The sequence below is a fragment of the Paenibacillus sp. RRE4 genome, from assembly GCF_031844205.1.
GTDB lineage: Bacteria > Bacillota > Bacilli > Paenibacillales > Paenibacillaceae > Paenibacillus > Paenibacillus xylanexedens_B.
The window spans coordinates 750,175-762,144 of sequence record NZ_JAUZUT010000001.1 but is presented as its reverse complement, the minus strand read 5'-3'; the positions used below and the strand labels follow the sequence as shown (position 1 = coordinate 762,144).

At 43.8% G+C, this 11,970-nt stretch carries 22 protein-coding genes; all 22 read right to left on the bottom strand.

Annotation, left to right across the window (positions count from 1 at the left end):
• Positions 1 to 45 precede the first annotated feature (45 nt).
• Positions 46 to 642 (bottom strand): HD domain-containing protein, encoded by a 597-nt coding sequence (locus Q9R46_RS03620; RefSeq protein ID WP_311279009.1) that lies wholly within the window; start codon positions 640 to 642, stop codon positions 46 to 48.
• Between the two features lie 45 nt (positions 643 to 687).
• On the bottom strand, positions 688 to 960 hold the full coding sequence (locus Q9R46_RS03615; protein WP_145328782.1) for a hypothetical protein: 273 nt from the start codon (positions 958 to 960) through the stop codon (positions 688 to 690).
• A gap of 15 nt (positions 961 to 975) precedes the next feature.
• Entirely contained in the window at positions 976 to 1,740 is a 765-nt protein-coding gene (locus Q9R46_RS03610) for an aminoglycoside adenylyltransferase domain-containing protein (protein WP_311279008.1), read from the bottom strand.
• 28 nt (positions 1,741 to 1,768) lie between these two features.
• On the bottom strand, positions 1,769 to 2,662 hold the full coding sequence (locus Q9R46_RS03605; RefSeq protein WP_311279007.1) for a PhzF family phenazine biosynthesis isomerase: 894 nt from the start codon (positions 2,660 to 2,662) through the stop codon (positions 1,769 to 1,771).
• Positions 2,663 to 2,680: 18 nt separating this feature from the next.
• Positions 2,681 to 3,325, bottom strand: a complete 645-nt coding sequence (locus Q9R46_RS03600) for a Type 1 glutamine amidotransferase-like domain-containing protein (RefSeq protein WP_311279006.1) — start codon at positions 3,323 to 3,325, stop codon at positions 2,681 to 2,683.
• Positions 3,326 to 3,373: 48 nt separating this feature from the next.
• The gene (locus tag Q9R46_RS03595) at positions 3,374 to 3,925 is read right to left on the bottom strand and encodes a GNAT family N-acetyltransferase (RefSeq protein ID WP_311279005.1); all 552 of its coding nucleotides are present in this window, start codon (positions 3,923 to 3,925) and stop codon (positions 3,374 to 3,376) included.
• Between the two features lie 110 nt (positions 3,926 to 4,035).
• A complete protein-coding gene (locus Q9R46_RS03590) occupies positions 4,036 to 4,428 on the bottom strand; it encodes a hypothetical protein (RefSeq protein WP_311279004.1) in 393 nt (130 codons plus the stop codon).
• Between the two features lie 235 nt (positions 4,429 to 4,663).
• Positions 4,664 to 4,822, bottom strand: coding sequence for a GNAT family N-acetyltransferase (locus Q9R46_RS03585; protein ID WP_311279003.1), 159 nt, complete (start codon positions 4,820 to 4,822; stop codon positions 4,664 to 4,666).
• 21 nt (positions 4,823 to 4,843) lie between these two features.
• Positions 4,844 to 5,416, bottom strand: a complete 573-nt coding sequence (locus Q9R46_RS03580) for a histidine phosphatase family protein (protein WP_311279002.1) — start codon at positions 5,414 to 5,416, stop codon at positions 4,844 to 4,846.
• An 11-nt stretch (positions 5,417 to 5,427) separates the two neighbouring features.
• Positions 5,428 to 5,919: an NUDIX hydrolase gene (locus tag Q9R46_RS03575; RefSeq protein ID WP_311279001.1), complete on the bottom strand. Its 492-nt coding sequence runs from the start codon at positions 5,917 to 5,919 to the stop codon at positions 5,428 to 5,430.
• Positions 5,920 to 5,977: 58 nt separating this feature from the next.
• Complete coding sequence (locus Q9R46_RS03570) at positions 5,978 to 6,232, bottom strand: DUF7660 family protein (RefSeq protein ID WP_311279000.1); 255 nt, start codon at positions 6,230 to 6,232, stop codon at positions 5,978 to 5,980.
• A 29-nt stretch (positions 6,233 to 6,261) separates the two neighbouring features.
• Positions 6,262 to 6,774: a hypothetical protein gene (locus Q9R46_RS03565; protein WP_311278999.1), complete on the bottom strand. Its 513-nt coding sequence runs from the start codon at positions 6,772 to 6,774 to the stop codon at positions 6,262 to 6,264.
• A 238-nt stretch (positions 6,775 to 7,012) separates the two neighbouring features.
• Positions 7,013 to 7,363, bottom strand: coding sequence for an immunity protein Imm33 domain-containing protein (locus tag Q9R46_RS03560; protein WP_397386323.1), 351 nt, complete (start codon positions 7,361 to 7,363; stop codon positions 7,013 to 7,015).
• Between the two features lie 20 nt (positions 7,364 to 7,383).
• A complete protein-coding gene (locus Q9R46_RS03555; RefSeq protein ID WP_311278998.1) occupies positions 7,384 to 7,782 on the bottom strand; it encodes a hypothetical protein in 399 nt (132 codons plus the stop codon).
• A 15-nt stretch (positions 7,783 to 7,797) separates the two neighbouring features.
• Entirely contained in the window at positions 7,798 to 8,208 is a 411-nt protein-coding gene (locus Q9R46_RS03550; protein ID WP_311278997.1) for a hypothetical protein, read from the bottom strand.
• On the bottom strand, positions 8,205 to 8,642 hold the full coding sequence (locus Q9R46_RS03545; RefSeq protein WP_311280940.1) for a LytTR family DNA-binding domain-containing protein: 438 nt from the start codon (positions 8,640 to 8,642) through the stop codon (positions 8,205 to 8,207). Before Q9R46_RS03545 ends, Q9R46_RS03550 begins: the two co-directional genes overlap by 4 nt.
• Positions 8,643 to 8,799: 157 nt before the next feature.
• Entirely contained in the window at positions 8,800 to 9,309 is a 510-nt protein-coding gene (locus Q9R46_RS03540; protein ID WP_311278996.1) for a hypothetical protein, read from the bottom strand.
• A 93-nt stretch (positions 9,310 to 9,402) separates the two neighbouring features.
• Positions 9,403 to 9,885, bottom strand: a complete 483-nt coding sequence (locus Q9R46_RS03535) for a GNAT family N-acetyltransferase (RefSeq protein ID WP_311278995.1) — start codon at positions 9,883 to 9,885, stop codon at positions 9,403 to 9,405.
• Positions 9,886 to 10,138: 253 nt separating this feature from the next.
• Positions 10,139 to 10,762, bottom strand: coding sequence for a hypothetical protein (locus tag Q9R46_RS03530; RefSeq protein WP_311278994.1), 624 nt, complete (start codon positions 10,760 to 10,762; stop codon positions 10,139 to 10,141).
• A gap of 35 nt (positions 10,763 to 10,797) precedes the next feature.
• Positions 10,798 to 11,001, bottom strand: a complete 204-nt coding sequence (locus tag Q9R46_RS03525; RefSeq protein WP_311278993.1) for a hypothetical protein — start codon at positions 10,999 to 11,001, stop codon at positions 10,798 to 10,800.
• 132 nt (positions 11,002 to 11,133) lie between these two features.
• The gene (locus Q9R46_RS03520; protein ID WP_311278992.1) at positions 11,134 to 11,364 is read right to left on the bottom strand and encodes a hypothetical protein; all 231 of its coding nucleotides are present in this window, start codon (positions 11,362 to 11,364) and stop codon (positions 11,134 to 11,136) included.
• Positions 11,365 to 11,431: 67 nt separating this feature from the next.
• Positions 11,432 to 11,920 carry a cysteine hydrolase family protein gene (locus Q9R46_RS03515; protein WP_145328747.1) on the bottom strand — a complete coding sequence of 163 codons (489 nt, stop codon included), beginning with the start codon at positions 11,918 to 11,920 and terminating at the stop codon, positions 11,432 to 11,434.
• Positions 11,921 to 11,970 lie beyond the last annotated feature (50 nt).

Genomic DNA, 11,970 nt, shown 5'->3' with positions numbered 1-11,970 from the left:
GTTATCCTCCTGAGTCCAAATGTAGTAAAAACAGCCCCAGTTTACTTAGAAACCGGATTGTTTCAATATCCCCTGATCTACCGAATCTTGTACGATTTGTTGTGCATACTTCCACAGCGTTGCCGACCCATTCGCAATTTCGGCATTACGATTTAATACCTGATCACTCGTAATGTTATATTTCTGCCATGTGTCACCTTCATTCTGATGATTATGAATGATCGGCTGCAACCGATCCATGGAAGAAGCAAACCTGGCCTCCGGTGTCTCTTTGGTCTCGAACTCCATCCACAGACTTAACAGTTCTTCGGCTTGGTCTTCTGGCAACATACCGAATAACCGATGTGCAGCCTTAAGCTCTCGTTCATGTTTATCTGTGTTTCCTTGGGTGTCATACGCAAAGGTATCACCGGCGTCAATTTCAACAAGGTCATGAACAAGTAACATCTTGATCACTTTAAGCATGTCGATTTCCTTGTTAGCATGACCATGCAATATTAACGCCATCATGGCTAGATGCCAAGAATGTTCCGCATCATTTTCGAGCCGCTCGCCATGGATAATTCTTGTTCTTCGTTCAATCGTTTTCAGCTTGTCTATTTCAATCAGAAACTGGATCTGTGACTCTAGTGTCTCATCCACGCTCTTACCCCCTTCAATTACTAACGCATACACTATGAAATGCTGTTACCTTCTGCCTTGCTCGACTTTCATTTTCAGGATTTTCCACGTCCAGGCACCATACCAGATGCCAGCGGCGGGAAACAGAACAAGTGCCGTCAGTAAGTTTACATAAAACTCACCATTCAGGGTTAAACTTTGTCCGCTCCATGACGTCATCACCAACGTGTACAGAAAAGCGAGTGGCAGACCCCAGCCCAAAACGCCACGCACCAGAATATGATGCCTTTTTCCTTGCTGTAATTGTTTCTCCCATTTGATCCGTTGTGACTCTTTCATATGTCATGTTCTCCTTTAAGCCTGCATAGCTTCATGAATTTGTTTGAGCATATATTCGGCATAATCTCTTAAACGTGCATGTTCCACATTGACCGATTCACGTTCCCCGTTGTACTTAGCCAAACATTGCGAGATAAGTTCCCGATGTTCAGGCAATGCTTCTGCCACCGCACGCTCTCCAGCCTCTCGCTTGGAGTAAATCACTGATTCCTGAATATACAACAGCACGCGCGACAAACTTAATACGTAATAGACCGGATTATCCACGATTTCTTCCAACGCTGAATCTGCATCGGAGGCGATCGAATGGATGACACACTCGCGGTTCGCCGGTTGGAAAAGTTCCTTGATCGGCTTGCCATACAGCACCATACCTCGGTCATAGATCACCGCCATATGTGCAACAACATCCGGGTCTTCATGACCACCGCAGAGATATTCAGGATCATTTCTGTACTTCTCCCGGTGATATGCAGAATAATGAAACTCAAATGGCGTAGGGTATTGACCACGTGTTACAGCTGACTCTAGTATAATGCTAATCTCAAACCCTTTCGGGATATGCATCTCATCTTCTATACGTATCAGTTGGTCGGCGATTCTGCGGTAACTCTCAGAGGATCTTTTCTCACGACATACAACTAAAATATCGATATCACTCCGCAACGGATGGAAACATCCCATCGCCATGGAGCCATGCAAATACACGCCTGTTAACGCGTCGGCTAACTCTTCCTTTAATATATCGATTAGCCTGCTCAATACGGCCTTTTCGTCCATATTGACTTTCTCTCCTTCTGTCATCAACTCAACTGTCGATCTCCACATTCATCTTCCGTACATAAACAGCCGTTCCTCTAATTCGGACATCCATTCCCTCTTGCTCCCGACGTATGCTCACCTGAACCTTACCATCTCTATCCATCTCATGCCCTTGCTCTACTGTAAAATCAACCTCGTGAATCTCCTGATTCACATATGTCAAAACATAGGCACCCATCACCCCTGATGCGGTACCTGTGACAGGGTCTTCTGTTGTGCCTGAATATGGCGAAGAAAAATGCCTTGCATGCATGAGAGCATCATCATCGCGAGTTTCGAAGCAGAAGGGATGTAAGGATGACTTGGGATTTTCAGATAAAATGTCCGGGAACTGAGAAGAATCCGGTTTCATTTTAACAAATGCATCTAAACGACGAATCGGAATTAATAGCGTCCACGTACCTGTACTTCCATATACGATGGGCATGGTCATATCCAAATCATCCGTTGTCAGATGAATAGACCTAGCAAGCTTTTCTACATCGCCTTGAAAGGGAACAAAACGTGGCTGGTCCTGCTTCATCTCCATCAACCAAGTGTCATCTTGTTGCTCAAACTGGATTGGTAATATACCTACGTTCGTTTCAATCGTGATAGAGTCTTTTCCTTGTAGTAAATCATGTGTCTTAAGTCCATACATTGCCGCCATGGTCGCGTGACCACACAGATTAATCTCGTGACCCGGAGTGAAATAACGCAACCGGACATCGGCCGTTTCAGACTTCAATACAAATACCGTCTCATTAAAACCGACAGCATGAGCAATCTGTTGCATTGTCACTTCACTCAGATGATCTGCTTCAAAAACAACGCCCGCCGGGTTGCCCTTGCCTGGAATGCTTGAAAAAGCTTCATAGTGGTACACTTGGATATCACGCATCTACTCTTCATCCTCTCTTTACAGAGCAGGAGTTGCCCCGCCGTATAATTCAAGTGATTCCTTTTCAACAACAACAGCCCCGCCATCCGGACACGCATATACTTGGGTTTGATGGTTTTGAGCATATTCTCTGAATGGTTGCATCATCTCTTCCGAACGATCCCAGTGGGGTGCAAACTCAAAATCTACAAGAGCAAGGGCCTGTAATTCGGTCAAACCGATATGATTCTCGTCTGCATCCTCACCGTATCCAGCTATTTGGATCGTAGGTGTCATCAGAATACTTCCCGCGCTAACCCCAATCAAAGTCCCACCGTCACTGACATAGGAACGTAGCTGTTCAAACCTATTTCGTTGCTGTAGCAAACTTAGAAAATAAAACGTATTCCCGCCAGATAGATGAATCGCGTCACATTGGAAAAGAGAGTCCAGCATGCTTTCCTCATACTCGGTATCCAGATCATAATACAGCACATCTTCCATCCCAAACTGGCGATAAAAACGCCGAGTGTGCTCGACATATATTCGCTGTGGGTCGGAACAGGAAGGGATGTAACCGATTAAGGGCTTTTTGTGCTGAAACAAGCTTCGAAGTCTCTCATTCAGTTCATCATGGGGCTCAAAATACAGATCGCTAAGCAAAACCAGTTTACGCTGTATCATTAGATTAACCCCCTCTTGTATTAGGACGTGTCTTAGATTACTGCCGCCTTAGTCTAATGCATGCTCCTTAAACTCTCTGTCCAAAATGGAGAAAAAACACTGGTCCGTCCACTTATTCCGCCACCATAATTCTTCTTTGAAAACGGCTTCCCTTGTCATGCCTACATGTTGCATTAAAGCCGCTGATTTTACATTTTCGGCATTACACATGCCTACGACTTTGTGTGCTTGTAACTCGTTAAATGCAAATTGCAGTAATAACCGGGTCGCCTCGCTTCCGTAACCCTTACCTGCATATTCAGGCAACACCGCGAAACCAAGCTCCCAGCTTTTGCGAAAATCAACGTAACTCCACATCTGAACGATGCCCACTGGTGTATCACCGACATCATTCAAGCGACGGATAACAAAATCATACGCATACGGTGTCTCGCCCTCAACGGGGAAGTGACTGCGGTACTTTTCCTTAGCGTCCTCTTCCTTCGTTTCAACGGTTTCTTCAAAAGCCCATAAGCTCGCATCACATTCCAGTTTGCTTATAAAATCGATATCCTGCTCGGTTAAGGTCGTAATTTTAATCTTTTGTCCGATGAATTCCATAATCGTTTCTAAAAGTTAAACTAAACTAGTTCTCCTTTTATATCTCCTCTCTAAAAATTACGATATACAAGTATGATCAAAAGCTATGAATGGCTTTGTACATGCCATAACTATTGCAATTGCCCATTAATGTATCTACGATGGTTGCTTGAAGCATCTTGTATCCACAAATCCAGTTCAACCCGGCTTACATAAAACTGATCTTGAACTTTAATAAAGGGAAACATTTTCCCCTCGAAGTGGTGAAAAGCATTCAAACTGCTCTGCTCGGTCTTAATAATACTCATCACCTGATCTTCGTTCATGCCCAGATAGGCGGCGGTTTCGTTCAATGTTAACAAAACCTTGTCATGTAGAGGCTTATGTTGATCCGCTGTCTGATTCAGCGTTCCATTACTTTGATCTTTGTCCTGGTTCATCATCACTACAGAACCAACAATAAATGACACTCCTAAAATAAAACTGGATAATAGTATCGAAAATGAAAGGGAAATAGACTTCATCTGAACCTCCAATCCGATGTCAGTCGAACCTTTTAAGTACATCAGACTAACTCACTCAAATGGAATAGATTACCTATGTAACGTGTAATAAAAAAGGCCGTCCTTCAATTCGTCCGACTTCACAAAATTTAATTTTTCCAGCAGTCGCTGTGCTCCACAGTTGCTTCAATCCAATCCAGTTTCATGATGTTCCATCCCATAGGAATCAATGTCGTTAATGCTTCTCGCATCAGCCCTACCCCCAATAAGAAGGGAATAGATCAAACCCGATCTCTGCGCTGGATGGTACGTTCGGATTCCAACAGTGATAACCTGCTGTGCCGATCAATCGATGGGACAAAGTTAATTCTCTCATATGCAGTCTTTGTGTCTGCATCGGCTGAAACAGCATCATCAAACATGTCTCCTTCTCAAGCTAAACATCGCGGGCAGTGTAGTATCCTGCCTCTCCTAGAAAATCATCTCTGGTTAGGTCATGCTCACCTAACAGCACTCTGTAATTCATAATCGTACCATCATGTGACACGATGAACGTATGGCCCGTCTGTTTCCTGCACCATGTCAGAAATTGCTCTGCTAATCGTGTGAACTGTTGTGTATTCATTTGATTTATGCTTTCTTCCCAGGCTTCTACTCCAACATCTATGCATTGCTTATCTGGATATAATACGCTGAGTTCTGCCCTTGAATAGATTAGGTCACAGCCTAAAGGAGTAAACTTCGGATCTTGAGGAAACATTCTTGGACCAACCAAGGGGCTGATTAAAACACTACCACGCTCTCTCGGCGTTAATAATGCTGCCGTTTCAAGGGTGTGTTTCGTTGGACTTACCACAATAGTATCGTGAGGAATTATGTTGATGTCTTTACGTAAGGCTACGATTTGTTTCTTTCCCTGTTCAGTTAGCCCCGGGTGTAATCGGTTAAGCTCCTTCGGATAATTCAACAAATGCTCCGCGTGACCATGACGAATAAATGTAATATCCACTCGCTACCCCTCTATTTCTGAATGAAGTGTCTGATGCTGCTCGCATCACGAAGATTAACGAGTTCTTTGCGCAAAAAAACAGGGTAAAGCTCCATCTGCTCTGTCTCTTGGATCGGAAACCAGCGAAACGTTAATTCGCCCTCTCTCTCCAAACCATTAAACTGTGGCTCATTATAAAAGGAATGACCTTCGGGCAAAGAGATCACATAGTAGAATCCAATTTCATGCATCTCTTTGTCATCGTACTTATAAAAGTCTTCGCAAACAAATGCCAGCCTCTCAACCTGAATAGAAACGCCAAGCTCCTCCATCATCTCGCGTCGAATCGCATCCTCCGTTGATTCATTCATCTCCACCCGCCCACCAGGAAAGTTCCAGAAATCATCCTGCTTCGCCTGGTGTAAAAGAACTCTGTCCGTATCCATCACGATACCGGCAACACGAAAGTTAAATCGGCTGTTGTCTTGCATATACGATATGTTTCGGTTAACCGTATCTGTCATCGAACCGTTCATCCTTCAACAACCCCATTCTGAAATCCGCTCACAAACAACGGGACTATTACTCATAAATTTTGCCCATATACATCATCTGAGCACAACGCTTCCAAGGGTTATCTGGCTTCTCATAATGCACCAATCCCTTAATGGATTCCTGCCCCCAATCGGCTGACGCTTCCAAAAATGATTCTATCGAATCATGCTGCCATTCATCGGCACAGATTTGCCGATCCTTACTTAAAGCACTTAGGAAAGCAACAAAAGTTGCTTCATCCTGCACCTCATTCACCAGTTCAAATAATGTCTTCTGCACCACGTTCTGTACCTTCTTTCATGTTGTACTTATCAATCGATGTCCGCAATGATCCATTTCGCAGCATCACCATCCGCTTTCTTTTTCCAAAACACCATGGTAGGGCTGGACTCGATGTTCCCTTCTTCCAACTCCGTAATGATCACAAAACCTTGATAGATCTTTTTTTGTTCCGTAATCGTAATGTCACCCATGGAAATGACTTTGCGGACTGTATAACTCGGCATGCCAGAGATCGGTGATTCCGGCGCAAACAGGCTCATATACCCCTTTTCATCTTTCTCATATAAGTAACGCATACGTGTATTCATTAGTTTGACCATTTCCAGCTCATCACCGGAATACTTGCTCTCATCCACATATTCTGGCGGGACAACTTCATCTTGTGGCGTTGAGACTGCCGGTTCATCTTCATCCACTGGTAATTCGTCATTCGTACTTAACGAAACATCTGGTTTCTGTGTATCCTCAGGCTCTGTTTTACTCTGACAAGCCGTTACAAATAACAACATAACACCGAGGATAAAAGCTAACTTACGGATCATTCCAGTTCACTCCCCGTTCGTTATCAACCCATGAATTCCTGTTGCTGTAAAAATTTTCTCCCAGGTACATCATAACCCATAATGTGGGATTTGCGAACGAACCAAATAAGTCAACTTCAAGACCATATCCCCTCCTGACAAAAAAACACGCTACCCTACATGAGTTATCCATGTAGTAGGGTAGCGCCATAACGCGAGATTGTAATTTACAAATCATCTTGCCAAAACTCGACACAGCCTATCGATTAAGCAGCCCTTCATCAAACCACACATCTTCATAATCCTCGGCAATTAGGAACCTCCACCCTGGAGCAAGCCCGAGATATCGCTTAATCTTCTCATCCCATTCATCGATATGTGCAACATGCAGCGGGACAAAGAAATCATCGGCTACCGAATATTCCTCTGCCCAGATGTACCAGCCCGTCGTATCGCCTTCTGGCTGAATTCGCATTCCGTGAATGGGTTCACGCTTCTCCTTCACGTTCCAAGCAATCCCTACCTTCAGATGGGGTTCGCTCGGAACATAGTCTGCATGGTATTTCTCACACAGTTGCTTCTGCACGTGTATAACGTTCTCCTGCTTCACAATCTCCCTCCCTCTTGGCATCAAACGCCGTAATACGCTTTGTATTCAGATAACCATTGATCTTTGGAAAAATCCACAAAGTCATAAGGCTCGCATTGCCTGAGATAAAGCAATTGCTTGTGCGCTTGTTCTCCGCCCTTTTTTTCCAAATATACGATTGTCTCTTCAACACCCGCACCGCAAAGCAACTGCACATCAATATAACTGCCTGCGTCCTGATTTTTTCGTTTGGCCAGCCAGATCAGCTCTGTATCCTCTACGTTCCCGATAGAAAACAACATGATACAAAGCAGTTTCAAAATCTCATGATCCTCTGCTTCCTGGTTCTCCATCTCTTGTTGCAGTAGCCTACGAATGGATTCCCGATGTTTCTTGTCAGGCTCCAGTCCGTACATTTGCAACAATTCATCTTCATTCATAGCCGTTCACCTTGATTACTTTAGAATGTCGTTCAATTCTTCCGCTTTTTTCCTGCTATCCATTCTAGCATAAAAATAAAATGCAATAACGTGCAACACGATAGATAGTAGCCACATTCCCGGGAACCAAGGCGCAATGAGCTCAAACATCTCTCTGGAAAACAACCACATAATGAGCATGCCTCCGGCAATATTACATGTAGAAGAGATGACGATATTCCAGATCGGCTTTAACGTAAAATGGTTCCAAAGCGCACTATACATCACCCCGAACAACAACGCTGCAATGAGCGAAATGCCTGCCACATTCCACAGAAACGACATTTGGATCGGCTGCTCGCGATAGAACATTGTCAGCAGTAGAATTACCCAAAGTGTCGTGACCGTAAATACTTGAAAAAATGAATGTTTAAGCTGTTGGATCATGATAATTTCCTCCTAAAGTTTTGGATATAAAACCGACTGACGGAGTAGCTGGAGCCATCGGTCAGATTAACCTGGATTCTGGCATGTTCGGCAGCTGAAAAGTTGCTAATATGTGTGGTGTTAATCATCGTCTGATTATTGATTCGTACGAATGAAGTATCTTGTAAATCTTTTTCCACATATTTTAGACGTTGGTTAAGCAAATATCTCTCTCCTGTGACGACACGCACCCCGCACATGCGGTCTTCCGATTCAATGGCAATGACGCTGCTAAGTCTAATCCTTATCTGACGATTGTTTTTCGCCTGAATCACGACCAGTTCCGTCTCGGATTGACCAATCGCTTCCCGAATACGATCCCACCTTGGCTTCTCCGCAGGATGAGTTACTATTTTGACCTCGTTAGACTGCATCTCCTGATTTCCCTCAAACATAACTTTCACACGTTGCCCTCCTCTCACCACTCATATTACCTATCTGAAAAGACACTTCCCACTAATTTGCGTTTTGTTGCATGAACCCGTAGTTGTGTTGCATTAAAAACAAAAAAACTACTCTTCAGAGTAGTTATACGATCTTTGGCTCGTTTTTCTATGCCTCTGCCTTAACCTCTAAAACCAAGTCCTGATGCTGCCGTACCCACTCGTTCATCGTAATAATGGCTTCCTGCGCTTCCTGCTGATATGTCGCGTATAACAGTCCCGTCTTTTGAAGTAACTGAGGGTTATGTTCCAAATCGGTTGGCGATACTTCGTGCCACGTTTCTCCGGATTTTTTGGCATCCGTTATAAGAGCTTCAATATTATCCAGTACATCCACCATCTCATTCAAATCAAAAAATTGCATGCCTTTCCTGATCCCGCTCCAGCTACGCAAATCGATAATATTATATGCCGAGAACCAATAAAACTCTGCGAGACTTTTAGTGTGATTGTGAAACGAGTAAAACATGTACAGCGCTTGTTGCCCTTCGTTTAGCCGCAGGTATACCTTTCTTTTGGCATCCATACTCTGTCCGCGGACGGAAACCAGCATCGGTTCGATACAAAGCCAGCTTAGTTTTGGGGAATTTAAATTTTCTTGTCTGATTTCAGCCTTCATTACAATCTCCTCTCTGATTACAATCTCCTCTCTGTTCACTGTTTACTTGTATGTGGTTCGAGCTTCATGTTGATGTCCGCTTATGTTACCACCTTACCTCATACTGTAATGCAAAATATGCTGAAGACCATGACTGCCCATTCGGGTAAATCCAAGGTCAAGAAAACCAGATTTTACATACAACTGATATGCAGCCTTGTTTGCCTCATTCACAGCGAGAATGATTTCGTCGACTTCTGGGTGAAACTCACGTACCCAATCAGGCAGTTGCTTCATGGCATCCAGTGCATAACCATTCCCTTGATATTGTTCCGAGATCGACAGCGCACGAATGAGTATTTTCTGATCCGATTTCGCCGGCTCCACGTATTCTGACCCTTTATGTAAAACAAAGAACCCTACAGGCACAGCCTGATGTAAAATAACAACCGGATCTTTGTCCGGATTGATCATAGCCTCTTCGATCACCTCGGCAGGCAATGCCGTGAAGTGAACTTGTTCATTTTTCAGCGTAAACCGGGTTAAATCCTGATGATATCGTTCTTCATAATGCACCAAACGAATAACTTGTCCCATCCTGTTTCCCCACTTCCAGTCTAAGAATCTATATAATTTGAATTGAAAATTTTACACAGTCCACTCCGATGACAGAATAAACCTCCAATCGCTGTTATCCCCAGATTCTCTGAATTCCCTTTTTCATAGGGGAAAATCCGGTGATAAGCATATGCTTCCGATGTAGCTTTCTTGCAGAAAGCTTTTAGGCGACCGCTTCGCTTTTTCAGTTTTTTTCTGTCCTCTCCGTTAAAGTGTAAATGAATAGTTCAACTTATAGATGCTCATATACATGCCATTCTTTGAATCTTGTTTTCAAATCCAGGGCGGTCTTTTTAATAAAAGACGATATAGAGTCCATCGTTACTATATGTAAATCATCCACAGGCTCGTTATCCCCATTGATGAAAAAATCCAGCTTTTCTCTCCTGTACTCGTACACCTCCTGTGCTGTCAAGCCACCAAACTCATATGCTTTTGCTGTGATCAGCTGATCTAACCACCCCGAAGCACCAGCGTATTCTCGCAGGATTCTGAACTCCAGCTTTTTCACATCATGGGTGTACACACTTCGTCCGTTCGGGTCAGCTTCGTATGGTGGATAAATCTGATATGTCCACTCTCGATCCGTATAAATATGAGCAACGTAACCGCATAGGTATTGCGCAAATTGACGGTCTTGCTGCATCCGTTGTCTGTTCGATTCGATCACCTGCTGAAAATCAACATCTGTAGGAAATTCATGTTCTGCAGCCATTAGGTGAGTTTTTGCCTTTTCACTGCGTATGTTCGTTCTCACATGAATGGAATCCGGTGCTAAACTCCCCAGTAATAGAGACGGAGATGGGTGCGAATTGATTTCGGCTGCTACTGCAAAATGAACCATTGGCCAAGGCAATTTAAGCCCTCCTTTTATTCAGAGATGTTATGATTTCAATGACGAAGCAGCGTGGCTTCACCTTGCATCAGGTCGATAAATACAGGTTGCTGAACCTTATTGATGGCTGACAAATCGATCTCATCCAACTGATGAAACACAAGCTGTAGCGATTCTTTTTGTTCATCTTCAAATAAAAGTTTTTTATGATCCTCAGCGAGTCTTCCTTCCAACTCTGCAGTAACATTAAACAGAAACATGACAAAAACGACTTCATTCCCGTCCCCAATCTCCGTAATCCGATCTTCGTTGAAGCAAAATTCTCCCTGCATGGTCTCGAATTATAGCGCCGCCTGTTACGATAATACGTCTAGTCATTGCTTCACCCTCTTTCAAAGTTCTGTCCTCTTGACGTCTTTCCGCACAACCAAAGAAGCAACAAGCGCAACCGTGCTTATAAGCGGTAACCAAGCCATCCAGCCCATGATGACCAGTATAGGTGCCAGCATCAGAATGACTCCGAAAAACACCATCAGACGTAGCTTTTTACTAATGCCTTTGACTGTCCAGATCAGCCCCGTGCAAGAAAGTACGATTAATAAACCAGTGTAGTATCCATCCATCCTGCTTTTCCCCCTCTGAGAATAAAACCAGCATCTTGATGAACAGTAAACTCCGTTATGACCTCCGCTATCCGATCAAGTAATCTACCACCGGGTACGAGATCACATTACGGTCCCTATAGGCTGAAGTTACGGCATCTGAATATGTGCTAAGAATACCGTTCTGTAATAACACGGGTCTGAATCCACGCTCCATCGCACCATTGTATGTGAACAGGACACACTCTTCTGCGGCAAAACCGGACACGATGAGCAGTTCAACGCCCAGATCTTTAAGCGTCTGCTCAAGACTGGTCTGCCAAAATGCATTGGAACTCTCTTTTGTTACGATAATATCTTCCCCATCCACATCAATCTCGGGAATGACCTCATACTGCTCAGGTTCTGCTCCTTCCATGCCTTCCACATCCTGAATATGCACGACCACATGATCATTGGAGCGGAGCACATTCGCGACATGATTAATATATTCGCAGGCACGGTCTATAGCCTTCTGATCCATCTTTTGACGCACAATGCTCTCTTGCATATCCACAATTAACAATCCTGTTTTCATCCAATCTCTCCTTCTAATATCTAACGGTTTAATTCGTAGTTCTGCTTGTC

Excerpts from the sequence above, each read along its gene's own strand:
- Q9R46_RS03615 (WP_145328782.1), bottom strand. The coding sequence starts at position 960 with ATGAAAGAGTCACAACGGATCAAATGGGAGAAACAATTACAGCAAGGA.
- Q9R46_RS03610 (WP_311279008.1), bottom strand. The coding sequence starts at position 1,740 with ATGGACGAAAAGGCCGTATTGAGCAGGCTAATCGATATATTAAAGGAA.
- Q9R46_RS03605 (WP_311279007.1), bottom strand. The coding sequence starts at position 2,662 with ATGCGTGATATCCAAGTGTACCACTATGAAGCTTTTTCAAGCATTCCA.
- Q9R46_RS03600 (WP_311279006.1), bottom strand. The coding sequence starts at position 3,325 with ATGATACAGCGTAAACTGGTTTTGCTTAGCGATCTGTATTTTGAGCCC.
- Q9R46_RS03595 (WP_311279005.1), bottom strand. The coding sequence starts at position 3,925 with ATGGAATTCATCGGACAAAAGATTAAAATTACGACCTTAACCGAGCAG.
- Q9R46_RS03590 (WP_311279004.1), bottom strand. The coding sequence starts at position 4,428 with ATGAAGTCTATTTCCCTTTCATTTTCGATACTATTATCCAGTTTTATT.
- Q9R46_RS03585 (WP_311279003.1), bottom strand. The coding sequence starts at position 4,822 with ATGATGCTGTTTCAGCCGATGCAGACACAAAGACTGCATATGAGAGAA.
- Q9R46_RS03575 (WP_311279001.1), bottom strand. The coding sequence starts at position 5,919 with ATGACAGATACGGTTAACCGAAACATATCGTATATGCAAGACAACAGC.
- Q9R46_RS03565 (WP_311278999.1), bottom strand. The coding sequence starts at position 6,774 with ATGATCCGTAAGTTAGCTTTTATCCTCGGTGTTATGTTGTTATTTGTA.
- Q9R46_RS03555 (WP_311278998.1), bottom strand. The coding sequence starts at position 7,782 with ATGAATGAAGATGAATTGTTGCAAATGTACGGACTGGAGCCTGACAAG.
- Q9R46_RS03550 (WP_311278997.1), bottom strand. The coding sequence starts at position 8,208 with ATGATCCAACAGCTTAAACATTCATTTTTTCAAGTATTTACGGTCACG.
- Q9R46_RS03545 (WP_311280940.1), bottom strand. The coding sequence starts at position 8,642 with ATGTTTGAGGGAAATCAGGAGATGCAGTCTAACGAGGTCAAAATAGTA.
- Q9R46_RS03540 (WP_311278996.1), bottom strand. The coding sequence starts at position 9,309 with ATGAAGGCTGAAATCAGACAAGAAAATTTAAATTCCCCAAAACTAAGC.
- Q9R46_RS03535 (WP_311278995.1), bottom strand. The coding sequence starts at position 9,885 with ATGGGACAAGTTATTCGTTTGGTGCATTATGAAGAACGATATCATCAG.
- Q9R46_RS03525 (WP_311278993.1), bottom strand. The coding sequence starts at position 11,001 with ATGTTTCTGTTTAATGTTACTGCAGAGTTGGAAGGAAGACTCGCTGAG.
- Q9R46_RS03520 (WP_311278992.1), bottom strand. The coding sequence starts at position 11,364 with ATGGATGGATACTACACTGGTTTATTAATCGTACTTTCTTGCACGGGG.
- Q9R46_RS03515 (WP_145328747.1), bottom strand. The coding sequence starts at position 11,920 with ATGAAAACAGGATTGTTAATTGTGGATATGCAAGAGAGCATTGTGCGT.